This window comes from Serratia sp. 2723 (assembly GCF_050434425.1).
Taxonomy (GTDB): domain Bacteria; phylum Pseudomonadota; class Gammaproteobacteria; order Enterobacterales; family Enterobacteriaceae; genus Chania.
The window spans coordinates 342,402-366,370 of the sequence record NZ_JBNDIN010000002.1 but is presented as its reverse complement, the minus strand read 5'-3'; the positions used below and the strand labels follow the sequence as shown (position 1 = coordinate 366,370).

Genomic DNA, 23,969 nt, shown 5'->3' with positions numbered 1-23,969 from the left:
TAACAGAGCCAAGCCATAAATCGAGTGGATTTGGCTGATGGTTTCAATCGTTCCAGCCATTCAAATTTCTTGAAGATCACCATCAGGGTTATCCGGCTGCCTTGGTAAGGCAAACAGCGTAATGTAGTCAGCAGAACACTTGTCACGCTAACCAAGGATATTTTATGACCACCTCTCGTATGCCTGCACTCTTTCTTGGCCACGGAAGCCCGATGAACGTGCTGGAAGAAAACCGCTATACCCAGGCCTGGCGTGCGTTGGGTGAGCAATTGCCACGGCCAGAGGCTATCGTTGCTGTGTCTGCCCACTGGTACACTCGTGGGATGGCAGTGACGGCGATGGAACATCCAAAAACCATTCACGATTTTGGCGGCTTTCCGCAGGCGCTGTTTGATACACAGTATCCGGCACCAGGTTCACCAGAGCTGGCGGCAGAGCTGCAAAGCCTGTTGGCTCCGGCGCAGGTGATTGCCGATACCAGCGAGTGGGGTTTGGATCACGGCAGCTGGGGCGTGCTGATCAAGATGTACCCGCAAGCCGATATCCCGGTGGTGCAGTTGAGCATCGATGGGACTCAACCAGCGGAATACCATTTTGAGCTGGGCCGTAAGCTGGCGGCGCTGCGCGATCGGGGGATAATGATCGTGGCCAGCGGCAACGTGGTGCATAACCTGCGCATGGTGAAATGGCAGGGTGACACCAGCCCGTATCCTTGGGCGGAGTCATTCAACCAGTACGTACGTGATAACCTGGATTATCAGGGCGAACATCACCCGCTGGTGAATTATATGCAGCATGAAGGCGCAGCATTGTCGAACCCGACGCCAGAGCATTATCTGCCGTTGCTGTATGTATTGGGCGGCTGGGATGGTAAAGAGCCGATCTCGGTACCGATCGATGGGATCGAAATGGCCGCGCTGAGCATGCTTTCGGTGCAGATTGGTTGATTGGTGGGAGACTGCTGATAAAACTCAATCGACTCACTATGTAGGGGTGCTGCACATGCGGCGCCCCTATGTTTGACCCTACGGATTAACCAAGAATAATATGCGGGTAGAAGCGAGACAGATCCTGGGTGATCAATTCGCGATCTTCACGCAGGCCGATGCCGCAAGGCTGATCGTTGACCAGCCAGCTGCCGATCAGCGTATAGCTGCCTTCAAACTGTGGCAACTGATGGAACTGCTGCACAATCATGCCTTCTTCGCCGTATGGCCCATCTACGCGCGCCACTTCCTGACCGTTCTGGACGATCTGGATGTTGGCACCCTCGCGTGAGAACAGCGGCTTGGTGACGTAGTGATCCATCTGCGGATGATCGTCCTCAGCAAAGTAGGCTGGCAGCAGGTTGGGATGGTCCGGGAACATTTCCCATAACAACGGCAACAGGGCCTTGTTGGAGATAATGCTCTTCCAGGCCGGTTCCAGCCAGCGTACGCCAGCGTCTTCCAGCTTGGTGGAGAACATCTCGCGCAGCATAAATTCCCACGGATAGAGCTTGAACAGGTTACTGATAACCTGATTTTGCAGATCGGTGAACTGGCCTTTCTCGCCCAGGCCAATCTCTTCCATAAACAGGAATTCGGTCGGCAGGCCCGCTTCCAGCGCGCAATCTTGCAGATATTGCACCGTACCGCGATCTTCCTCGCTGTCCTGGCAGCAGGCCAGATGCAGCAGGCTAAAGCCGTGGTTGGCTTGCAGATCGGCGAAACGCTCGATCAGTTTTTCCTGCAGGCTGTTGTACTGGTCAGCCGCGGGATCCAGCTTGCCAGCGTTGATCTGATCTTCCAGCCACAGCCATTGGAAGAACGCTGCCTCATACAGTGAGGTTGGCGTATCGGCGTTGTTTTCCAACAGCTTGGGTGGGTTGATACCGTCATAGGCCAGATCGAGGCGTGAATACAGCGAAGGCTGATTAGTGCGCCAGGAGCTGCGAACGAATTCCCAGGTGTGCTTGGGTATACAGAATTTGGTCATCAGTTGATCGCTGTTGACCACCTTATCTACCACCTTGAGGCACATTTGGTGCAGTTCGGCGGTGGCATCTTCAATCTCTTCGATCTGCGCCAACGTGAATTGGTAATAGGCATCTTCACACCAGTAGGGTTCGCCGTACATGGTGTGAAAGGCGAAACCAAATTCGGTGGCCTTTTCGCGCCAGTCTGGGCGCTCGCTAATCGCAACGCGTTTCATGCCTTAACCGCCCATGCTGCGTGAGCCAGAGGTGGCGCTGCTGCGCTGCATGCTAGTCTGTTTGGCCACGGACTCACCGAAACCACCACGGGTAATGGTATTGGTCATCGCGGGTTTGGGTGCCATTGCGGTTTTGGGTACCGTCATGGAGCGGCCACCAGCGGTTGCCGGGCCATAACTTTTACCGCTGGCGTCAACAAACTTGCCGTTTGCCGGGCTGGCGGCGTTTTTAGAGGTAAACAGCGGCTGTTGAGCGTAGCCCCCGCCACCCATCATGCGGCCCATCATGTAGCCCGCCATCAGCGGCATCCACATGCTGCCACTGCTTTGTGATTCGGCGGCCATGCCAGCCTGTGCTGGAGCCTGAGTACATTGTGCCTCACCGAATTCGGCAACGCAGTCTTCACGAGTGGCGTATTTAGGCGCGGTTTTTTCCGCTTCTTTCAGCGCGTTGTTATACGCGGTGGTGCACTGCTCGCTCATCGACGGGTTGGAAGTTGAACAATCATCGGCATTTTTATATAGGGAAACCGTCTCATCCGCCTGTTCGCAGCCGGCCAGCATAAACACTGCGCTGATCGCCAAAGCCACGGGGGCAACACGGTAGGTGCGCCAGGATTTGCGGAAGGTGTCTTTGTTGATGTTTTTGGTCCGTTTCATCGATATCTATCCCATCATGCGGGCTGTATTCGCCCTTGCCCAGTAGTGGTCGATAGGATAGGGGAAAGATGCTCAAAATTAAAGCTGAAACACCCGCAGGATCCACTCTTTACGCACTTATACGTTACGGTGTGCGCCAGTTCGCTTTACGGCGCATAACTGCAGCAAAAGCGTTGCATAATGGAACGTTTTGCCCGAAGCCATGTTCCATTATGCAACGTTTTTTTCCTTGCTCGCCAAGCGGCTGGCAGGTCGTATAGTCAGCAACAGAACAATACGTCGATATCACCCTCTGAAATCTGAACGTTACCTGGTTAACGTCTCTACAAGGAGTCAGTTATGTTGAGAATCATTCAATCCCCGAGCAAATACATTCAGGGAGCCAATGCGTTGGCCTCCGTGGGCGTTTATGCCAAAGCCCTTGCCGATCATTACTTTGTGATCGCCGACGATTTCGTCATGAAACTGGCGGGCGATACTGTGATGGGCAGCCTGCATCAGCACGGGGTGAAGTATCACGCTGGTAAATTTAATGGCGAATGCTGCCGCAAGGAAATCGACCGCCTTGGCCAGGAACTGAAAAGTCACGGCTGCAAAGGGGTGATCGGCATCGGTGGCGGCAAGACGTTGGATACCGCCAAGGCGATTGCCTATTACCAGCACGTGCCGGTGGTGTTGATGCCGACCATTGCTTCGACGGATGCACCTACCAGCGCGTTGTCGGTGATCTACAGTGAAAGCGGTGAGTTTGAAGAGTACCTGATCTACCCCGCCAACCCGAATATGGTGGTGATGGACAGCGCCATTATCGCCAAAGCGCCGGTACGCCTGCTGGTGGCGGGCATGGGCGACGCGCTCTCCACCTATTTTGAAGCTCAGGCCTGTTTCGATGCCCAGGCTACCAGCATGGCTGGCGGCAAATCTACGCTGGCGGCGCTCAATCTGGCGCGTCTATGTTATGAAACGCTGTTGGCCGAAGGGGTTAAGGCCAAGCTGGCTGCGGAGTCTGGTGTGGTCACCGAAGCGGTAGAGCGTATCATCGAAGCCAACACCTATCTGAGCGGTATTGGTTTTGAAAGCAGCGGCCTGGCGGCGGCGCACGCCATCCACAACGGCTTTACCGTGTTGGAAGAGTGCCATCATCTGTATCACGGGGAAAAAGTGGCGTTCGGTACCCTGTCGCAGTTGGTGCTGCAAAACAGCCCAATGGCACAGATTGAAACGGTGCTGAACTTCTGCCAGCAGGTCGGGCTGCCGATCACCCTGGCGCAAATGGGCATTACCGGTGAACTGACAGAAAAAATCGGCAAAGTGGCAGAGGCCAGCTGTGCCAAGGGGGAAACCATCCACAATATGCCGTTTAGCGTGACGCCGGAAAGCGTACTGGCGGCCATCCTGACGGCGGACAAACTGGGCAGCGCCTGGTTGCAACGCGCATAATTCATCGGGCGCGCTCAACGCGCCCGCAGTTCCCTACAGAGGAATTAACCGTGAAAAAGCTAATCAATCAGGTCGATTCGGTACTTAATGAACAGTTACTCGGTATGGCCGCCGCTCACCCGGAGCTGCGGGTACATCAGGAGCCGGTATTTGTGACCCGTACGGCGGGGCCGATCCCAGGCAAAGTGGCGATCCTGTCTGGCGGTGGCAGCGGCCATGAGCCGATGCACTGCGGTTTCGTGGGCGAGGGAATGTTGGACGGCGCTTGCCCAGGGGAGATTTTCACCTCGCCAACGCCGGATAAAATGTACGACTGCGGCCAGGCCATTGATGGCGGTGCCGGGGTATTGCTGATCGTCAAGAACTACACCGGTGACATCCTCAACTTTGAAACGGCGACCGAGTTGCTGCATGACAGCGGTGTGCCAGTGGCAACGGTGCTGGTGGATGACGACGTGGCGGTCAAAGACAGCCTGTTCACCGCTGGCCGACGTGGAGTTGCCAATACGGTGCTGATGGAAAAACTGCTCGGTGCGGCGGCGGTACGGGGTGATGATCTGGACGCGCTGGTCACGCTGGGGCACAAAATCAACAACCAGGGTCACTCACTGGGGATTGCGCTGGGCGCTTGCACCGTGCCTGCGGCAGGTAAACCGTCGTTTACTTTGGCGGATAACGAGATGGAGTTTGGTGTTGGCATCCACGGCGAACCGGGGATCGAACGGCGGGCGTTCACTACCCTCGATAAGACGGTGGATGACATGTTCGATACCCTGATCGATCATGGTGATTACCAGCGCTCGATCCGCGTTTGGGATCGCCAGCAGGGGGAATGGCGTGAAGAGAGCCAGAGCAAGCGAGCTGTGACGCAGGGGGACCGGGTGATTGTGCTGGTCAATAACCTGGGGGCCACGCCGCTTTCCGAACTGTACGGGGTTTACCACCGTTTGGCGCAGCGTTGCGCCGCAGCCGGGATCGTGATCGAGCGTAACCTGGTGGGATCATACTGCACCGCATTGGATATGCAGGGGGTTTCCATCACCTTGCTGCAAGTGGATGACGAGCTGTTATCGCTGTGGGATGCGCCGGTGAACACGCCAGCGCTGCGCTGGGGCTGAGGAGGCATCATGACATTAGGCAAACAGCAGGTGGTTGAGTGGTTGATGCGTTGTGGTGAGGTTTTTACCCGCGAACGCGATTTCTTGACTCAGTTGGATAGCGACATCGGCGATGGCGATCACGGCCTGAATATGAACCGTGGCTTTAACAAGGTGGTAGAAAAGCTGCCTTCGGTGGCGGACAAGGACATCGGCTTTATTCTCAAAAACACCGGTATGACGCTGCTATCCAGCGTTGGCGGTGCCAGTGGTCCGCTGTTCGGTACCTTCTTCATCCGTGCGGCGCAGGCGGCCAACGCCAAGCAGAGTCTGGATCTGGCGGAGCTGAAGCAGGTGATCCAGGAAGGCGCGGAAGGCGTAGCGATGCGCGGCAAGGCAGAGCCGGGCGATAAAACCATGTGTGATGTCTGGGGGCCGGTTGTCACAAGCCTGGGAGAGTCGCTACAACAGCAGCTCAGCGTGACCCAAGCGATACAACAGGCCGCGGTTCGGGCGGAGCAGGCCGCACAGGCCACCATCGTCATGCAGGCCCGTAAAGGGCGCGCCAGCTATTTGGGAGAACGTAGTATTGGCCATCAGGACCCGGGCGCAACTTCCGTCATGTTGATGATAAAAACGTTGGCCCAGGTGGTCGAGGAGGCGGGATGATCAATATCGTCGTGGTTTCGCACAGTGCACAACTGGCGCAGGGGGTTGAACAACTAGCCCGCCAGATGATGCGCGGCGACGGTTGCAAACTGGCGCTGGCAGCGGGGGTCGATGATGAGCTACACCCGATCGGCACCGATGCGGTGAAAGTGATGGAAGCGATCGAGTCTGTCGCTGACGGAGTGGGGATCGTGGTGCTGATGGATCTCGGCAGCGCATTATTGAGTGCGGAAACCGCGCTTGAGCTGCTCGATCCAGAGGTGGCGGCCAAGGTGGTGCTGTGTGCGGCACCGCTGGTGGAAGGCACGCTGGCAGCGGTTGTAGCGGCTAACTCGGGCGGTAGCCTGGAGCAGGTGCTGGCGGAAGCGAAAGGGGCCTTGCAGGCCAAGCAGGTGCAGCTTGGTGAGGAGGTATCTGCCAGCAAACCACTGAATTTACCGCTGGATCAGGGAAAAAGCCTGAGTTGGACGGTACAGAATCCACACGGGTTGCACGCTCGTCCGGCGGCGCGTCTGGCAGAGGTTCTGGCTCCTTTTGCCGCGGAACTGGTGCTGGAAAAGCATGGCCAATGTGCCAACCCGCGCAGCCTGAATCAGCTGGCTTTGTTGCAGGTTCGCCACGGTGACACTATCCGCCTGATTGCCGATGGCGCACAGGCCGATGAGGCGCTGGCGGCTTTCAAGGCGTTGGCTGAGCAGCATTTTGGTGAAACCGTATCTGAGCAGCAGTTGCCTTCACTGCACGGTATCCCCGTGGAGGAAAGCGTCAGCAGTGGTCCAATATTCCAGGTGTCGAGTTTCTGGCCGCAAACGGAAGAACACCAACCAGGGGTCGATGATGTGCTTAGTGAGCAGCAACGCCTGCGTACCGCATTGCAGCAGACGTTAGACGATCTGAACAAGCTGGCGGTTCGCACTGGCACCTTGATCGGCAAACCGCAGGCGGCGATCTTCGGAGCACACAGCATGTTGTTGGACGATCCCGATCTGCAACAGGCTGCCTTCACCCGTATTGCCCAACAGCAGTGCAGCGCGGAACAGGCGTGGCGGCAGGAGCTGGAGCAGATTGCCGCCGATTATCGGGCGTTGGATGATGAGTATTTGCAGGCGCGGGAGCTGGACGTGCGTGACATGCTGCGCCGTACGCTGAGCCATCTGGCACGGCAACCTATTCCGGCGATCGTGCTCGCAGAGCCAGCGATCCTGGTGATGGATGAACTGATGCCTTCCGACGTCGTGATGCTCGATCGGCGTATGGTACTCGGTATTTGCCTGAGCGGCGGCAACGCCTTGTCACACACCGCGATCCTGGCCAAAGCGATGGGGATCCCGATGGTGGTCGGCATGAGCGAATGTATGAGCAAGACCCGCAGCGGCCAGAAAGCGATGCTGGATGCGGCGCGCGGTACCTTACAGCTCAGTCATTAACCCCGCAGCTTGAACTGGCTGATATCGATATTCAACAGTTTGATTTTACGCCACAGAGTGGTGCGGCTGATACCCAGCAGTTGCGCCATTTCGTTAAGCTGCCCATGGCTGACGTTGGCCACGCGGATAATCGCCTGCAACTCCATTTCCGCCAGCGTCATCAGTGGCATAGCCGGTTGAGAGTCGCTTTCCACTAGCGGCTGATGGCTGAGCAAGTGAGCGGGTAGATCAGCCAACTGAATATGGTGGCTGTGGCAAATCATCGCGGCGCGCTCTATCACCCCTTTCAGTTCCAGATCGTTGCCTGGCCAGAGGTACAGACCAAGCTGGGCCATTACCTCGTCGTCCACCCGGAAGCGGCACTGGAAGCGCTGCTCCAGGGCGCGCAGATGGTGTTGGACCAGCAAAGGGATGTCACTCAGACGCTGGCGTAGCGGCGGGATTTGGATCTCGAAGGCTTGCAGGCTATAAAACAGCTGGCGGCGGAAGCGGTTCTGTTGCACCAACACCGGCAGGTTGGCGGCGCTGGTGGCGATCACCCGCACGTTCACCGGGATCACGCGGCTGGAATTCATACGCATCACCACGCCGGTTTTTAGCACCTGCAACAGGGCGGACTGCATGGCCAGCGGCAGGTATTCGACCTGTTCAAGATGCAGCGTGCCGCCGTTGGCCAGTTCGAACTTGCTGAGTTGGCCCGCTTCTTCTTCGTTGGCATCACTGCCAAGCAACTCCTTCAACCCTTGTGCTTCTGGCAGTAACTGGCAGTTCAAGGCGATATAAGGCCCGGCGGCACGTTCGCTGGCATTGTGGATGGCCTGGCTGACCAGCTCCTTCCCCACTCCTTCTTCACCGCACAGCAAAATCGGGTGATGGCCCTTCGCTGCTTGCTGGCCATAGCGGATCAGGCGACGCATTTCCTGAGTGCCCGAGGGCATCTGCTCGAAGGTGTGGCTGACCCGGCCAATCTGGCTGCTGACGTATTGATGCAGCCTTTCCAGGGGATGCAGCAAGGCGATAAAGCTACAGTGATCACCGTCCAGGATCGGTTTGAGGGTGAGTAGCGCGGCGATAAACTGGCCCTGACTTTCAAAGGTGACTTCCACATGCTGTAACGGCTGGCGTTGGCTGATGGCGCGGTTGAGCAACGCCGGTAACGTCAGCAATTGCGCCAGCGGTTTGCCCTGGCTCTGCTGCTCGTGCAGTTTCAGCATGGCGGCGGCGCGCGGGTTGATATATTGCAGATAGCCCCGGTGATCCCAGGCCATGACGCCGTCGTCTACGCTGTCCAGTAGCCCGTTGAGCTGATTGAGATGGCGGTTGGATTCAGCCAGCAGGCCGTCGGCATTCAGCGCATTGCCGATCTCCCGGGCGATCGCCAGGATCAGGGAAAGATCGCCCGCATTGCAATCGGCCAACTGGCAGCCCAAAGCCAACATACCGCGCTGGCGGCCGCTATTGTCATGCACCGGTGCGGCGCAGAATGACCAGCCATGCAGCGCCTGGCGTACGTGCTCATCGCCATGGATCTGCACCGGATGGCCCTCGGATGCGGCCAGGGAAGGGGCATTGGTGCCGATATCGCCTTCCGCCCAATAAGCACCGGGCGCAAAACCCAGTTCGAGCAGTTGTTCGCCGGTCGTCTTGTCGCCGCATTGCCACAGCGTGCAGCCGCTTTCGTCGAGGATCAGCAACACGCAGTGGCGCTGTTCCATATATTCCCAGGCATCTTCCAACGCCGCCTGGCCGAGTGTAATGAAATCATCCTTACGCCGGCAGATCGAGTCGAAGGTGGTGCCCAGTGCACGATGTGGGGCCTTCCACACGGCGGGCTGCATCAGGTGGCAGCAGCGTAGCCAGGAGGCATAAATGGCCGGGGAGGGGCGCAGCTGTGGCGGTAACGCGCCTTCGGTGCTCAACCGTTGCCAGAGTGAAGCGTTGTCCATCAGATCCCGTTCAGCAGATAAACCTAAATAGGGCGCTAATCATAACATTAACCTATAGAGAGGCTGTGAGGCGATGGGCAGAAGCGGGATTATTGGATAAAAAAACGGAGCGCGGCAAATGCCGGGCTCCGTTATTCGGTAGCTCAACGCTGTAGCAGGTTATCTGCTGGCCGTTGGCCGGGTGGTGCTGGAACCGTCAACATAGGCATCTTGCGCCGCTGTTGGTGGTGCTACCACATCTGGCGCGGTGGAGATTGGCTTGCCTAGTGTTCCGTTCAACATCATCAGATCGTTTTCGTTCAGCGTGCCGAGCGCCGATTTGATGTTCAACTGGTTGATCAGGTAAGAATAACGCGCATTGGAAAGCTGTTGCTTGGCGTTATACAGCGTGGTCGTCGCATTTAACACGTCGACGATGGTACGGGTACCCACTTCGTAACCAGCTTCGGTAGCGTCCAAAGAGCTCTGGGCGGAAACCACCGCTTGTTTATAAGCGTTGATGCTGCTGATGGACGCAGAAACGTTGTTGAAGGAGGAACGCACGGTTTGCACCACGCTGCGGTGGGCGCTTTCCAACTGCTCGCTGGCACCGACGAAGTTGTACTGCGCCTGTTCTACCCGCGAGTTGGTTACGCCGCCGTTGTACAGCGGCACGCTAACGCTGATGCCGACCTGGTTCTGGCCATTAATCGAGTCGCTGCCACCAGCACCAGTATTAGCTCTGGAACCACTGTATTTGGAATTAGTGATCCCGGTAGAGGCGTTCAGGTCGACGGTTGGCATATAGCCGGTTTGTGCCGATTTGATCTGCTCACGGGCCAGATCCTGGCTCAGGCGGGCAGACAGCAGGCTCAGGTTACGGCTTTCCGCCTCCTTCAACAGGCTGTTGACGGCATCTGGGCGCTTGGTGCTGAACTTGTTGGTATCCAGTGAGGCCAGTTCCGGGTAGAAGGTGCCGGTGATCTGGCGTAACACTTCCACTGCGTTATCCAGGTTGTTACGAGCGGTCACTTCGTTGGCCAGCACGGTATCGTAGTTGGCACGGGCGTTCTGCACGTCGGTAATGGCAACCAGGCCCACGTTAAAGCGCTGGGTGGTCTGATCCAGGGTACGGTAGACCGCTTGTTTATTCGCCTGGGTGTAGGACAGGGCATCGATCGCCTGTAGTACGTTGAAATAGGCGGTGGCCGTATCCAGGATCAATTTCTGGGATGAAGTCTGGAAAGTGACATCGGTAATACCGGCGGCCTTTTCCTGCAGCGTCAGCGCGCGCCATTTGGACATATCAAAGATAGTTTGAGTCAGCGCCAGTGAGCCTTGGGTGGTATTGCTGTTGAGACCATTAGCATCACGGAAACCATTACCGTAGGTATAACCGGCAGATAAGCCAAGCTGCGGCAGCAACGGGCTGCGTGCTTCGTTGATTTTTTCAAACGCCGCATCACGGTCAGCAGCGGTTTTACGTAGATCCGGGTTACTTTCCCTGGCCTGTTTGTAAACCTGCAACAGGTTCTCTGCCTGGCTCATGGTGCTGAAGCCTGCGAGGCTCAGACCAATAAGAAGGGGGAGCAGTTTCTTCATTTGCATTCCTTGTTGTGCAGCAATATTGCTATGTTAGCGCTGACGATAGACGAATAGTTGCCAATTCTAGCAGAGTCTGCCGAGCGCTGAGGGTGGCTTAATGTGCCATCTCACAGAACTTTTACCTTGGTTTACGCTACGTTGACTGACACTTGGCTACTGGCATCGGCGCTACCTGATATCATGATTCACAATCTAACACAAAGCGGGTGAAGATAACCCCGCCGTTTCTGTCATCAAATCCCTTTATTTTACCGGCATAATCGCACAGGAGACTCCGTAGATGAACCGTTCGCAACCTTCACCCGTTACTTTCGACAAAAATGATGTAGAAATTATTGCACGGGAGACGCGATACCGTGGTTTTTTTTCACTCGATTTATATCGCTTTCGCCATCGTCTGTTCAACGGTGAGATGAGCGGTGAGGTCACTCGCGAAGTTTTTGAGCGCGGCCATGCGGCGGTGTTGCTACCCTATGATCCCATCAGGGACGAAGTGGTGCTGGTTGAACAGCTGCGGATCCCGGCCATCGATAGCTCAGCTTCCCCTTGGCTGCTGGAAATGGTTGCAGGTATGATCGAAACGGGAGAAAGCGTTGAGGACGTGTGCCGTCGCGAAGCGTTGGAAGAGGCTGGCGTGGTGGTGGGGCGCTGCAAGCCGGTGCTGAGCTATCTGGCCAGCCCTGGTGGCACCAGCGAACGCCTGTCGATAATGGTTGGCGAGGTTGACGCCCTGACGGCCGAAGGGATCCACGGATTACCCGAAGAGCATGAAGATATCCGTGTCCACGTGGTCAGCCGCGAACAGGCTTACCGCTGGGTTGAAGAAGGCGCGATTGATAATGCCGCATCAGTGATTGCATTGCAGTGGCTGGCGTTGCACCATGAATCGCTTAAAGCAGAATGGGCCAACTAAATGCAAAAGCGCTATACCCCTGACTTCCCCGAAATGATGAGATTGTGTGAAACCAACTTCGCGCAATTGCGGCGTTTGATGCCGCGTAACGATGAAGTCGATGAAACCGTCACTTATCAGGTGAATGGCGCTCATTATCGTCTGACTATTGTTGAATCTACCCGTTACACCACGCTGGTGCAGATTGAGCAGACTGCGCCTGCGGTCAGCTACTGGAGCCTGCCCGCGATGACGGTGCGGCTCTATCACGACGCGATGGTTGCGGAAGTGTGTTCCAGTCAGCAGATCTATCGGTTTAAAGCGCGTTATGATTATCCGAACAAAAAGTTGCATCAACGCGACGAAAAGCATCAAATTAACCAGTTTCTTGCTGATTGGTTGCGCTACTGTTTAGCGCATGGAGCAATGGCGGTTCCGGCTTGTTAGGTAGACGGAGATAACAAAGGACACCATTTGGAAAGCCTGTTTAGACTGCCCGTGGCGAGTGGGGCCAAGGTCAGGATCCTACAAATAACGGATACCCACCTGTTTGCTGGCAAGAGTGAGACCTTGCTCGGCATAAATACCTATGCCAGCTATCACGCGGTGCTGGATGCGGTGATCGCGCAACAGCGTGAGTGCGACCTGATCGTGGCAACCGGCGATCTGGCGCAGGATCATTCCCAGGCGGCATACCGGCACTTTGCCGATGGTATCACCCGCTTGCCGGCACCCTGTGTCTGGCTGCCGGGGAACCACGATTTTCAGCCTGCGATGGTGGACGCGCTGGCCGCAGCCGGTATCTCGCCTTCCAAGCAGGTGCTGCTGGGGGACAACTGGCAGGTGCTACTGCTGGATAGCCAGGTGTTTGGCGTGCCGCACGGCGAGCTGAGCGAATATCAGCTGGAGTGGATGGAGCGTTGCCTCGAGGCTCATCCAGAGCGCTACACGCTGCTGTTACTGCATCACCATCCGTTGCCTTCCGGCTGTACCTGGCTCGATCAACACAGTTTGCGCAACCCGCATACGCTGGCGGCCATGCTGTGGCGCTATCCGAAGGTGAATACCTTACTGTGCGGACATATCCATCAGGAACTGGATCTGGGCTGGCACGGGCGTCGGCTGTTGGCTACGCCGTCCACCTGCGTGCAATTCAAGCCGCACTGCACCAATTTTACGATCGACGACGTTTCCCCAGGTTGGCGCTACCTCGACCTGTTGCCGGATGGCCGGGTGGAAACCCAGGTATTCCGGCTGGAAAACGATGACTTCCGCCCCGACATGGATTCGGATGGCTACTGATGCCCTCAACCTTACTTTACCTGCACGGTTTTAACAGTTCGCCGCTTTCGGCCAAGGCCACGGCTTTCAAAGCCTGGCTGGCGCAACATCATCCCCATATCGACATGCTGGTACCGCAGTTGCCGCCCTACCCGGCAGAGGCGGCGGAAATGCTGGAAGATATGGTGATGGCGCGGGCAGGCCAGACGATGGGCGTCGTAGGCTCCTCGTTGGGCGGCTATTATGCCACCTGGTTATCGCAGTGTTTCGCGTTGCCAGCGGTAGTGGTAAACCCGGCGGTGAAGCCGTATGAACTGCTGATCGACTATCTTGGACGCAACGAGAACCCCTACACCGGGCAGCAATATGTGTTAGAGTCACGCCACGTTTATGATCTGAAAGTGATGCAGGTCGACCCCTTGGAGTCGCCGGATTTAATCTGGTTGCTACAGCAAACGGGCGATGAAATTCTCGATTACGGCCAGGCAGTGGCTTATTACGCCGCCTGTCGGCAAACGGTGGAGTCGGGCGGAAACCACGCTTTCGTCGGTTTTGAGCACTACTTCCCCCAGATTGTGGATTTTTTAGGGCTATGACGCCGCAGCAACTTCAGCGATCACAGATATACTGAACAGGCAGTGGGCGATTTCGGCACCTTCCCTCAACCACGAAAAAATAATCAACGATGACTCAATCCAGCTATAACGCTGATGCCATTGAAGTACTCAGCGGTCTAGAACCAGTGCGCCGTCGTCCCGGTATGTATACCGACACGACGCGTCCGAACCACCTCGGCCAAGAGGTGATAGATAACAGCGTCGATGAAGCGTTGGCGGGCCATGCCAAGCGTATCGATGTGATCCTGCACGCCGATCAGTCACTGGAAGTGATCGACGACGGCCGCGGCATGCCGGTGGATATCCACCCTGAAGAAGGCGTACCGGCGGTTGAGTTGATCATGTGTCGTCTGCACGCGGGCGGTAAATTCTCCAATAAAAACTACCAGTTCTCCGGCGGCCTGCACGGCGTGGGGATTTCGGTGGTTAACGCCCTGTCCAAACGGGTGGAAGTCAACGTCAAGCGCGACGGTAACGTCTATAGCATCGCTTTTGAGAACGGCGACAAGGTGCAGGAATTGGCGGTGACCGGTAGCTGCGGCAAACGCAACACCGGCACCAGCATTCACTTCTGGCCTGACGAGCAGTTCTTTGACAGCCCACGCTTCTCGGTTTCCCGCCTGTCGCACCTGCTGAAAGCCAAAGCGGTGCTGTGCCCTGGCGTTGAAATCTACTTTATCGACAAGCTGAATAATACCGAGCAGCGCTGGTGCTACCAGGACGGCCTGACCGACTACCTGATGGAAGCGGTGAACGGCCTGATCACCCTGCCGGAAAAGGCGTTTGTCGGCAATTTTGCCGGTGATACCGAAGCGGTGGACTGGGCGTTGCTATGGCTGCCGGAGGGCGGGGAACTGCTGACGGAAAGCTACGTCAACCTGATCCCTACCATGCAGGGCGGGACGCACGTCAACGGCCTGCGCCAAGGGCTGCTGGATGCGATGCGCGAGTTCTGTGAATTCCGCAATATTCTGCCGCGCGGCGTGAAACTGTCTGCGGAAGATATCTGGGATCGCTGTGCCTACGTGCTGTCGGTGAAAATGCAGGATCCGCAATTTGCGGGCCAGACCAAAGAGCGGCTCTCTTCCCGCCAGTGCGCGGCGTTTGTTTCCGGCGTGGTGAAGGATGCCTTCAGCCTGTGGCTGAATCAGAACGTTCAGGCGGCCGAGCAGTTGGCCGAACTGGCGATCTCCAGCGCTCAACGCCGTCTGCGTGCGGCGAAGAAGGTGGTGCGTAAGAAGCTGACCAGCGGGCCTGCGTTACCGGGCAAACTGGCGGACTGCACCTCGCAGGATCTGAGCATGACCGAACTGTTCCTGGTGGAAGGGGACTCGGCGGGCGGCTCGGCCAAGCAGGCGCGCGATCGCGAATACCAGGCGATCATGCCGCTGAAGGGCAAGATCCTCAACACTTGGGAAGTTTCCTCAGACGAAGTGTTGGCCTCGCAAGAGGTCCATGATATCTCCGTGGCGATCGGCATCGATCCCGACAGCGACGATCTCAGCCAACTGCGCTACGGCAAAATCTGTATCCTGGCGGATGCGGACTCAGACGGCCTGCACATCGCCACGCTGCTGTGTGCGCTGTTTGTCCGCCACTTCCGGACGCTGGTGAAGGGCGGCCATGTGTACGTTGCGATGCCGCCGTTATACCGTATCGACCTGGGCAAAGAAGTTTATTACGCCCTCGACGAGGAAGAGAAAGCCGGCGTGCTGGAGCAGTTGAAGCGTAAAAAGGGCAAGCCGAACGTACAGCGTTTTAAAGGGCTGGGTGAGATGAACCCGCTGCAACTGCGTGAAACGACGCTCGATCCCAACACTCGCCGTCTGGTACAGTTGACCATCGATGATGAGAATACCGATCAGACCATGGCCATTATGGACATGCTGTTGGCGAAGAAGCGTTCGGAAGACCGTCGCAACTGGCTGCAAGACAAGGGCGATACCGCCGAGCTTTCCGTCTGATGCCTGTGGGGCCGCAACCGCGGCCCCAAGTTTTTATACTGTGCCATCCCTGGCGCACTGCGTGCTGCGCCCGATAACCCAGGGCGGAATGCATGAAAATCACCCTCGAAGAACTCTTGGCCTATACCTCCGTGGTCGACAGCGGTTCGATTACCGCCGCCGCCGAACAGCTTGGCCAAACTACCTCTGGTATCAGCCGGGCGCTGAGCCGTCTGGAAAAAAAACTCGATACCACGTTACTGCGCCGCACTACACGTCGTCTGGAACTGACCGAAGAGGGGCAGAGCTTTTTGGCCCATGCGAGGGAAATTATCAACTCGGTGGAACATGCCGAGGAACAGATGGCGTTGCGCCGCCTGAACCCGGCTGGCAGGCTGCGGGTCAACGCTGCCGCACCCTTTATGGAACATGTGATCGTGCCGCTGATCGCCGGTTTCCGCCAACGTTTCCCACAGATTGAGCTGGAGCTGAACACCGATAACCTGATTATCGATCTGCTGGAGAAACGCACCGATATCGCCATTCGTATTGGCGCATTGCGAGACTCCACCATCCACGCGCGCCTGCTGGGGGCCAGCCGGTTACGCATCCTTGCCAGCCCGGACTATATTGCCCGCTATGGAGCACCGCAGAGTGTCGAAGAACTAAACCACCACAGCCTGCTGGGCTTTACGCAGCCTGAGTCGCTCAATCTGTGGCCGCTGCGTCATCGGCAGGCGGAGCGCTTTGCCATTACCCCAACGTTGTCGGCTTCCAGCGGCGAAACGCTGCGGCAACTGGCGCTACGTGGGGAAGGGATTGCCCAATTGGCCGATTTTATGACGCGGGAAGATCAGCGGGAAGGGCGTCTGGTTCAACTGCTGGCGGCTGAAACGTTGGATGTCCGCCAGCCGATCAATGCGGTGTATTATCGCAATGCTCAACTGGCCGCACGGATCACCTGCTTTCTGGACTTTGTCAGCGCGCATATCACCGATGCGCAGAGCTTGTAGAGCGGAGATGTCTGATGCCCTCACCCCAGCCCTCTCCCACAGGGAGAGGGGGCTAGTACAGCGTCGTCTTCAGAGGCAGAAGTAGGGTTGAAGCAGAGGAAGTGTGCTGTAATCAAGCTGTGGCACGGACTGTCCCCTCTCCTTGCGGGAGAGGGTTAGGGTAAGGGGGTATCCAGTACGTAAATGGTCGTATCCAGCACGCTGTCCTTGATGGTTTCACGGTGCTTGAGCATGTGATCCATCTGCAGGTGCTGTTCCAGATGCGCCTGGCTTTGCCATTTCTCCATCATAAAGATGGAATCCGGGGAACGCTTCTGCCACGGTGCCTGGGTATCGGCATCGATCATCGGCTGATAGCCGCCACAGCCTTCTTCCGCCAATACCGCTGGCAACAGTTTCTCAATCGCTTTCAGTACGCTTTCACGATGACCCGGTCTGGTTCTGATTTCTGCAATTACGGTGATCATTACGGCCTCATTGGTTAAAGGTATGATTGATAAAACCCATCACAGTTAAGCAAACACTTCGCCCAGATGTGCGCGCAAACGTGCGATATCGTTGGCAATATCCGGCTGTTTAATCACATCGTTGCAGATAAAGGTCGGCAGTGCTTCCATCCCCAGGAACTGGTTGGCCTTGTGGAAGTGCAGATAAACGCCGTCTACGCCCACGCCGTGGAAGAATTGGTCAGGGTCGGTAAAGGCTTCCAATGGGGCATTCCAGGTCAGGCTCAGCATATAGGTCTTACCCTGGATCAGCCCGCCGGAACCGTATTTTTTACTGGCATCGGAACGGGTACGGCCATCGCTGGCATACAGGCTGCCGTGGCCGGCGGTGAACACTTCGTCGAGGTATTTTTTCAGGATCCAGGGTTCGCCCATCCACCAGCCTGGCATCTGGTAAATCACCGTATCGGCCCACAGGTATTTCTGTACTTCGGCTTCGATATCATAGCCGTCATCGACTACGGTGACCTGTACATCGTGCTTGGCATCGCGCAGGAAACTTTCTGCTACGTCGCTCAGGGTCTGGTTCAACTCACCGTTGGAGTGGCCGAATTGCTTCTTGGCGTTAATAATCAGGATATTGCTCATGGATGCTGGGTTCCTGTCAGAATGTAGAATGTGATGGCCATAAGCCATATCGCTGAAACGGAGTGTAATCCTTCCTGAAACAGGGAAAAATGCGATCTAACGCACAACAGTATTGACTAAAAGTCAATAAAGGCAGCCATTGATGGCAAAATTTCGCATAAACCGGGGAGATCGCCAGCATCAATGGCCGATCGATGCAGCATCTGTGACAGCCACCCTGCAGATGAGTTACTATCGCGAGCAGAATCGACCCTTTGTCGTCTGAGGATATCTGAGTAATGAGCGAACTGACTCATGACGGTGTTGAGCGTCTACCGCTGCACACATTCACTGAAAACGCCTATCTGAACTATTCCATGTACGTCATCATGGATCGGGCGCTGCCGTATATCGGCGATGGTTTAAAACCGGTACAGCGCCGCATCATCTATGCCATGTCGGAGCTGGGGCTTAGCAATAGCGCCAAATTCAAAAAATCTGCCCGTACGGTCGGTGACGTGTTGGGTAAGTATCATCCTCATGGTGATAGCGCCTGTTATGAAGCGATGGTACTGATGGCACAGCCGTTCTCTTACCGCTACCCGCTGGTAGATGGGCAAGGGAACTGGGGGGCACCGGATGACCCCAAATCTTTCGCCGCGATGCGTTATACCGAATCGCGTCTGTCGAAATATGCCGAAGTGCTGCTGGGCGAGCTGGGCCAGGGCACCACGGACTGGGTGCCCAACTTCGACGGCACCATGCAAGAGCCGAAGATGCTGCCGGCACGCCTGCCGAACATCCTGCTCAACGGGACGACCGGTATCGCGGTAGGGATGGCAACGGATATTCCACCGCATAACGTGCGTGAAATTGCTGCCGCGGCGGTAGCCCTGATCGACAAACCAGGCTCATCGCTCGACGATCTGCTGGAGTTTGTGCAGGGGCCGGACTTCCCGACGGAAGCGGAAATTATTACCCCGCGCGAAGAGATCCGCAAAATTTACCAGAATGGCCGTGGCTCGGTACGCATGCGTGCCATCTGGAAGAAAGAAGACGGTAGTGCGGTGATCACCGCCTTGCCGCACCAGGTTTCAGGTGCCAAAGTGCTGGAGCAGATCGCCAGCCAGATGCGCGCCAAAAAGCTGCCGATGGTGGAAGACCTGCGCGATGAATCCGACCACGAGAACCCGACCCGTCTGGTGATTGTGCCGCGCTCGAACCGTATCGATCTGGAGCAGGTGATGAACCACCTGTTTGCCACTACCGATCTGGAGCGTAGCTACCGCATCAACATGAACATGATCGGTCTGGATAACCGCCCGCAGGTCAAAGGGCTGGTGGAGATCCTCTCCGAATGGCTGGTCTTCCGCCGTGATACGGTGCGCCGCCGCCTGAATTACCGCCTGGAAAAAGTGCTCAAACGGCTGCACATCCTGGAAGGTTTGCTGGTTGCGTTCCTCAATATCGACGAAGTGATCCATATCATTCGCAGCGAAGATGAGCCGAAGCCGGTGTTGATGCAGCGGTTTGGTCTCTCCGATACCCAGGCTGAAGCGATCCTCGAGCTGAAGCTGCGCCATTTGGCCAAGCTGGAAGAGGTGAAGATCCGCGGCGAGCAGGATGAGCTGGCAAAAGAGCGCGATCATCTGCAGGCGCTGCTGGCTTCCGAGCGCAAGCTGAATAACCTGATCAAGAAAGAAATCCAGGCCGATGCGCAAGCTTATGGCGACGAACGTCGTTCACCGCTGACCGAACGTGAAGAAGCCAAGGCCATGAGCGAGCACGATTTTGTGCCTTCAGAGCCGGTGACGATTGTGCTGTCGCAAATGGGGTGGGTGCGTAGCGCCAAGGGACACGATATCGATCCGAGCGGCCTGAGCTACAAGGCCGGGGACAGCTTCCTTGCCGCCGCGCGCGGCAAGACTAATCAGCCGGTGGTGTTCATCGACTCGACTGGTCGCAGCTATGCGCTCGATCCGTTGACGTTGCCTTCGGCACGTGGCCAGGGTGAACCGTTAACCGGTAAGCTGACGCCACCGCCAGGTGCCACTATCGAGCAGGTGCTGATGGCTGCCGACGATCAGAAACTGCTGATGGCTTCCGATGCTGGCTACGGCTTCGTGTGTACCTTCAACGATCTGGTTGCACGCAACCGCGCCGGTAAGGTGATGATCACCCTGCCGGACAACGCCAAGGCGCTGCCGCCGATGGAAATTCACGGCAGCGACGATATGCTGCTGTCTATCAGCACCGCTGGCCGTATGTTGATGTTCCCGGTCGCCGATCTGCCACAGCTGTCTAAGGGCAAGGGCAACAAGATTATCTCGATACCGTCGGCGCAGGCTGCCAGCGGGGAAGATAAACTGGCCTGGCTGTTCGTTCTGCCACCACAAACCTCGATCACCCTGCACGTGGGCAAACGCAAGCTGAAACTGCGCCCGGAAGATCTGCAGAAATTCCGCGCCGAGCGTGGCCGTAAAGGTACGTTGTTGCCACGTGGCCTGCAGCGTATCGATCGGGTTGAGGTGGATATGCCAGAACGTGAATCGTTGGGCGACAGCGAAGAGTAAAGCGGAGATTTACCCAGCATGGGCGCAGTTTACTGCGCCCATGCGATTGCAGACATTCCTACATAGGGGCCATGCTGCGCCCGCTTAACTGCATGTTGTACTCGTTCAGGCTTTTTTATCTTGGTTTATTTTTTAAGTTAGTTAATTTTTCCGGCTATAAATTTATTGTGCCGATTGCTGGCTGGCGGGAAAATAGAGAACTTAGAAGCGCCGTGCGTTCTCCTGCCTGCGCTCCTCATACAAAAAGAAATCTTCCTGGCTGCTCAACGGCTGGGTTGGCAGTGTGCTAATGAGGTTGTTATGTTATTGATATTACGTGCGATTGTCGTCACGGTTTATTGCCTGTTAGTGAGTTTTTTCGGTTCGCTTTACTGCTTGTTCAGCCCGCGTAACCCCCGCCATGTAGCGACCTTTGGCCACCTGTTTGGTCGCCTGTCGACAGTGTTTGGCATCAAGGTGGAACTCCGTAAGCCTGCTAGCGCGGACAATAACGGCAAATGTATTTACATTGCCAACCATCAGAACAACTACGACATGGTGACGGCCTCTAATGCGGTACAGCCACGCACCGTGACCGTAGGTAAAAAAAGTCTGGTGTGGATCCCGTTTTTCGGCCCGCTTTACTGGTTGGCCGGTAACCTGCTGATTGACCGGGATAACCGCGCCAAAGCCCATGGCACCATTGCCCAGGTGGTTGATGCCCTCAAGGAACAAGATATTTCGATATGGATGTTCCCGGAAGGAACCCGCAGCCGTGGCCGTGGCCTGATGCCGTTTAAAACCGGTGCGTTCCACGCGGCGATCGCGGCTGGTGTGCCGATTGTGCCGATCTGTGTTTCCTCTACCGATAAGGTCAAGCTGAACCGTTGGAACAACGGCCACGTGATTGTGGAGATGCTGGACCCGGTCGATACCAGTAACTACAGTAAAGAACAGGTGCGTGATCTGGCGGCCCATTGCCGCGAGCTGATGAAGGCGAAGATTGATCAGTTGGATGCGGAAGTTACCCAGTTGAACGCCGCCAAAAAATAATAGAACGCAGTAAGCTATTTTCATACGGCGTCATGCCGTTTATGCCCCGTGTTAGCGGGGCTTTGCACAAGGTTCAGCTTTGTTTTCATGGAGAAGATATGTCACTCAGTCGACGTCAGTTTATTCAAGCATCGGGCTTGGCGCTATGCGCGGGAACGGTGCCGCTGAGGGCTGAAGCGAGCGGGATGCCAACTCCGTTACCGATCCCGCCACTGTTGGAATCCCGCCGTGGCCAGCCGTTGTTTTTAACCCTGCAACGTGCCCATTGGGCCTTTATGGACAACCGCAAAGCGGCCGTCTGGGGCGTCAACGGCATGTATCTGGGGCCGACGGTGCGGGTCTACAGCGGTGACGACGTCAAACTGATCTACAGCAACCGCCTGCCCGAGCCGGTATCTATGACCATCAGCGGGCTGCAGGTGCCGGGTACCCTGATGGGCGGTGCGCCGCGCATGATGTCGCCCAACGTTGACTGGTCGCCGGTCATTCCTGTTCGTCAGGCGGCAGCTACCTGTTGGTATCACGCCAACACGCCGAACCGCATGGCACCACACGTTTACAACGGCCTGGCCGGCCTATGGCTGGTCGAGGATGAAATCAGTAAAAATCTGCCGCTGCCGAACCATTACGGCGTCGATGATTTCCCGCTGATTATTCAGGACAAGCGCCTGGATAACTTCGGTACGCCGGAATACGATCCCCCGGCGCAGGGGGGCTTTATTGGCGATACGCTGTTGGTCAACGGCGTACAGAACCCGTTTATCGAGGTCTCACGTGGCTGGGTTCGCCTGCGCCTGTTGAACGCCTCAAACTCACGTCGCTATTCGTTGCAGTTGAGCGATGGGCGGCCGATCAATGTGATCGCCAGCGATCAGGGGTTCCTGCCTGCACCGGTCGCGGTACAGCAACTTTCTCTGGCTCCAGGTGAGCGTCGCGAAGTGCTGATCGACATGTCGCAGGGGGCCGAAGTTACCCTTACCGCTGGTGAAGCAGCAGGGATCATGGATCGTCTGCGCGGCCTGTTTGAACCTTCCAGCATGCTGGTTTCCACCCAGGTACTGACGTTGAAACCGACGGGTCTGTTGCCGCTGGTTACCGACAATCTACCGATGCGCCTGCTGGCAGATCAACTGCTGGATGGTAACGTCAGCCGCTCGCGTGAATTCCGCTTGGGGGACAAGATGGCCGGCATCAACGGGGCCATTTGGGACATGAACCGCATCGACGTACAAACGATGCAGGGCACCTGGGAGCGTTGGACCATTCATGCCGATACGCCGCAGGCGTTCCATATTCAGGGCGTGCAGTTCCTGGTGAAACGCGTCAATGGCGCGCAGCCGATGGCGGAAGATCGCGGCTGGAAGGATACCGTCTGGGTCGACGGCGACGTGGAGCTACTGGTGTACTTCAACCAGATTTCCTCGGAGCACTTCCCGTTCCTGTTCTACAGCCAGACGTTGGAAATGGCCGATCGCGGATCGACCGGCCAGTTTGTGGTACAGGCTTCCGCTTAAGCGGCCTCGGGCGTTCGCAGCATTTTCAGGAACGCCTGCACCACCGGTGTGGCACTTTCGGCGTGGTAGATCGCGTAGAGATCCGCCGAAGGGGCCGCCTGCAACGGGCAGAACCGTACACCGGGCCATGGTATGCGCCCGTAGCTGTCCGGCAATAACGTAATACCAAAGCCTTCTGCCACCAGCGCCATCAAGGTTTGCGGTTCATTGACCTGATGGACGATGTCCGGCGCAAAGCCATGTTGCAGACACAGGTTGTGCAGATACAGCCCCAGGCTGGCCTCGTTGGGCGGCAGCACGATAAATTTGTCATGCTCCAGGGTTTGTAGTTGGATTTCTTCCCCCGTTGCCAGTGGATGCCCCGTTGGCAGCACCACCGAGATCTTCTCCCGCGCCAATAATTGACAGGCCAGCCCCGGCAGCGCCTGTTGTTTTGCCTCGCGCCAGACCCCGATATCGATATGTCGCTTCTGCAATGAGACGATCTGCTGGCTGGGCGTTTGTTCATTCAGCGTCCAGGTGACTTTCTCTTCCTGCCCGGTAAAGCGTTTCAGGGCCGGGATCAAACCGCCCCAGACCGAGGTGCCTACCATGCCAATCACCATATGGCCGGCCTCGCCACGGCCCAGTTGCTGCACCTGGTTAAGCGCGTTGCCCGCCTGATCCAGCAATGTTTCGACGTTATGGAACAGCGTGCGGCCAGCCTGCGTCAGCGCCATGGAGCGGGTGGTGCGTTTAAACAACTCCACCCCCAGCTGGTTTTCCAGCTCTTTGATATGTTTGCTGAGCGGCGGTTGGGACATGTTCAGCCGCTGTGCGGCCTGGGTAAAGTTCATCTCCTCTGCCACCACGCGGAAATAGTGCAGCAGACGAAAGTTGATCCGGCTAGGGTCGGGTAGTGGCTTTTTCATGGTTTTTTTCGGGCCTCCCGATGCAGGGTATTTATAGGTAAACAGAATAAATCAGCGGGCAACAATGTATTGGTCGCCACCCGCTGTCGCTCTCTACTATGGGG

Annotated in this window: 21 protein-coding genes; 14 read left to right on the top strand and 7 right to left on the bottom strand. The window is 56.7% G+C overall.

Going from position 1 to position 23,969, the window contains the following annotated elements; genetic code table 11:
- Positions 1–164: 164 nt before the first annotated feature.
- Entirely contained in the window at positions 165–947 is a 783-nt protein-coding gene (gene ygiD, locus ABIE29_RS04325) for a 4,5-DOPA dioxygenase extradiol (RefSeq protein WP_429616987.1), read from the top strand.
- Between the two features lie 85 nt (positions 948–1,032).
- On the opposite strand, the gene ABIE29_RS04320 is transcribed toward ygiD, so the two are convergent.
- The gene (locus ABIE29_RS04320) at positions 1,033–2,193 is read right to left on the bottom strand and encodes a glutathionylspermidine synthase family protein (RefSeq protein WP_024483037.1); all 1,161 of its coding nucleotides are present in this window, start codon (positions 2,191–2,193) and stop codon (positions 1,033–1,035) included.
- 3 nt (positions 2,194–2,196) lie between these two features.
- Complete coding sequence (locus ABIE29_RS04315) at positions 2,197–2,853, bottom strand: DUF1190 family protein (protein ID WP_429616986.1); 657 nt, start codon at positions 2,851–2,853, stop codon at positions 2,197–2,199.
- 339 nt (positions 2,854–3,192) lie between these two features.
- Between ABIE29_RS04315 and ABIE29_RS04310 the strand changes: the two genes are divergently transcribed.
- Genes ABIE29_RS04310 through dhaM form a run of 4 tightly spaced genes read left to right on the top strand, consistent with a single transcriptional unit; the run spans position 3,193 to position 7,486 of the window.
- Positions 3,193–4,293 (top strand): glycerol dehydrogenase, encoded by a 1,101-nt coding sequence (locus tag ABIE29_RS04310; protein WP_429616985.1) that lies wholly within the window; start codon positions 3,193–3,195, stop codon positions 4,291–4,293.
- A gap of 50 nt (positions 4,294–4,343) precedes the next feature.
- Positions 4,344–5,411 (top strand): dihydroxyacetone kinase subunit DhaK, encoded by a 1,068-nt coding sequence (dhaK, locus tag ABIE29_RS04305; protein ID WP_429616984.1) that lies wholly within the window; start codon positions 4,344–4,346, stop codon positions 5,409–5,411.
- A 9-nt stretch (positions 5,412–5,420) separates the two neighbouring features.
- Positions 5,421–6,059 carry a dihydroxyacetone kinase subunit DhaL gene (gene dhaL, locus ABIE29_RS04300; protein ID WP_429616983.1) on the top strand — a complete coding sequence of 213 codons (639 nt, stop codon included), beginning with the start codon at positions 5,421–5,423 and terminating at the stop codon, positions 6,057–6,059.
- Positions 6,056–7,486, top strand: a complete 1,431-nt coding sequence (gene dhaM / locus ABIE29_RS04295) for a dihydroxyacetone kinase phosphoryl donor subunit DhaM (protein ID WP_429616982.1) — start codon at positions 6,056–6,058, stop codon at positions 7,484–7,486. Before dhaL ends, dhaM begins: the two co-directional genes overlap by 4 nt.
- Here the strand turns inward: dhaM and dhaR are convergent.
- Together dhaR and tolC are read right to left on the bottom strand one after the other, a co-directional pair.
- Positions 7,483–9,432 (bottom strand): dihydroxyacetone kinase operon transcriptional regulator DhaR, encoded by a 1,950-nt coding sequence (gene dhaR, locus ABIE29_RS04290; RefSeq protein ID WP_429616981.1) that lies wholly within the window; start codon positions 9,430–9,432, stop codon positions 7,483–7,485. The genes dhaM and dhaR overlap by 4 nt on opposite strands.
- 159 nt (positions 9,433–9,591) lie before the next feature.
- Positions 9,592–11,013, bottom strand: coding sequence for an outer membrane channel protein TolC (tolC, locus tag ABIE29_RS04285; protein ID WP_429616980.1), 1,422 nt, complete (start codon positions 11,011–11,013; stop codon positions 9,592–9,594).
- Positions 11,014–11,296: 283 nt separating this feature from the next.
- Here tolC and nudF point away from each other — a divergent pair, with 283 nt between their 5' ends.
- The 6 genes from nudF to ABIE29_RS04255 all read left to right on the top strand — a co-directional run bounded on the left by nudF (position 11,297) and on the right by ABIE29_RS04255 (position 16,762).
- Positions 11,297–11,929 carry an ADP-ribose diphosphatase gene (gene nudF / locus ABIE29_RS04280; protein WP_021806860.1) on the top strand — a complete coding sequence of 211 codons (633 nt, stop codon included), beginning with the start codon at positions 11,297–11,299 and terminating at the stop codon, positions 11,927–11,929.
- Positions 11,930–12,355, top strand: a complete 426-nt coding sequence (locus tag ABIE29_RS04275; RefSeq protein ID WP_021179514.1) for a DUF1249 family protein — start codon at positions 11,930–11,932, stop codon at positions 12,353–12,355.
- A gap of 27 nt (positions 12,356–12,382) precedes the next feature.
- On the top strand, positions 12,383–13,210 hold the full coding sequence (gene cpdA, locus ABIE29_RS04270) for a 3',5'-cyclic-AMP phosphodiesterase (RefSeq protein ID WP_248945599.1): 828 nt from the start codon (positions 12,383–12,385) through the stop codon (positions 13,208–13,210).
- Entirely contained in the window at positions 13,210–13,785 is a 576-nt protein-coding gene (gene yqiA, locus ABIE29_RS04265) for an esterase YqiA (protein WP_429616979.1), read from the top strand. The genes cpdA and yqiA overlap by 1 nt, the downstream gene beginning before the upstream one ends.
- Positions 13,786–13,874: 89 nt before the next feature.
- Positions 13,875–15,770, top strand: coding sequence for a DNA topoisomerase IV subunit B (gene parE, locus ABIE29_RS04260; RefSeq protein ID WP_429616978.1), 1,896 nt, complete (start codon positions 13,875–13,877; stop codon positions 15,768–15,770).
- A 92-nt stretch (positions 15,771–15,862) separates the two neighbouring features.
- Positions 15,863–16,762, top strand: a complete 900-nt coding sequence (locus ABIE29_RS04255; RefSeq protein WP_429616977.1) for a LysR substrate-binding domain-containing protein — start codon at positions 15,863–15,865, stop codon at positions 16,760–16,762.
- A 155-nt stretch (positions 16,763–16,917) separates the two neighbouring features.
- Here ABIE29_RS04255 and ABIE29_RS04250 read toward each other — a convergent pair whose 3' ends face one another.
- Both ABIE29_RS04250 and ABIE29_RS04245 read right to left on the bottom strand, forming a co-directional pair.
- A complete protein-coding gene (locus ABIE29_RS04250; protein WP_429616976.1) occupies positions 16,918–17,229 on the bottom strand; it encodes a putative quinol monooxygenase in 312 nt (103 codons plus the stop codon).
- 45 nt (positions 17,230–17,274) lie between these two features.
- Positions 17,275–17,856 (bottom strand): NAD(P)H-dependent oxidoreductase, encoded by a 582-nt coding sequence (locus ABIE29_RS04245; RefSeq protein ID WP_024483025.1) that lies wholly within the window; start codon positions 17,854–17,856, stop codon positions 17,275–17,277.
- Between the two features lie 278 nt (positions 17,857–18,134).
- Between ABIE29_RS04245 and parC the strand changes: the two genes are divergently transcribed.
- The 3 genes from parC (at position 18,135) to ftsP (ending at position 22,954) form a co-directional block, all read left to right on the top strand.
- Positions 18,135–20,408 (top strand): DNA topoisomerase IV subunit A, encoded by a 2,274-nt coding sequence (gene parC / locus ABIE29_RS04240; RefSeq protein WP_429616975.1) that lies wholly within the window; start codon positions 18,135–18,137, stop codon positions 20,406–20,408.
- A 300-nt stretch (positions 20,409–20,708) separates the two neighbouring features.
- Entirely contained in the window at positions 20,709–21,440 is a 732-nt protein-coding gene (locus ABIE29_RS04235) for a 1-acylglycerol-3-phosphate O-acyltransferase (RefSeq protein WP_429616974.1), read from the top strand.
- A 98-nt stretch (positions 21,441–21,538) separates the two neighbouring features.
- Positions 21,539–22,954 (top strand): cell division protein FtsP, encoded by a 1,416-nt coding sequence (gene ftsP / locus ABIE29_RS04230; RefSeq protein WP_429616973.1) that lies wholly within the window; start codon positions 21,539–21,541, stop codon positions 22,952–22,954.
- Here ftsP and ABIE29_RS04225 read toward each other — a convergent pair.
- Positions 22,951–23,865 carry a LysR family transcriptional regulator gene (locus tag ABIE29_RS04225; protein WP_429616972.1) on the bottom strand — a complete coding sequence of 305 codons (915 nt, stop codon included), beginning with the start codon at positions 23,863–23,865 and terminating at the stop codon, positions 22,951–22,953. The two genes, ftsP and ABIE29_RS04225, sit on opposite strands and share 4 nt — an antisense overlap.
- Positions 23,866–23,969 lie beyond the last annotated feature (104 nt).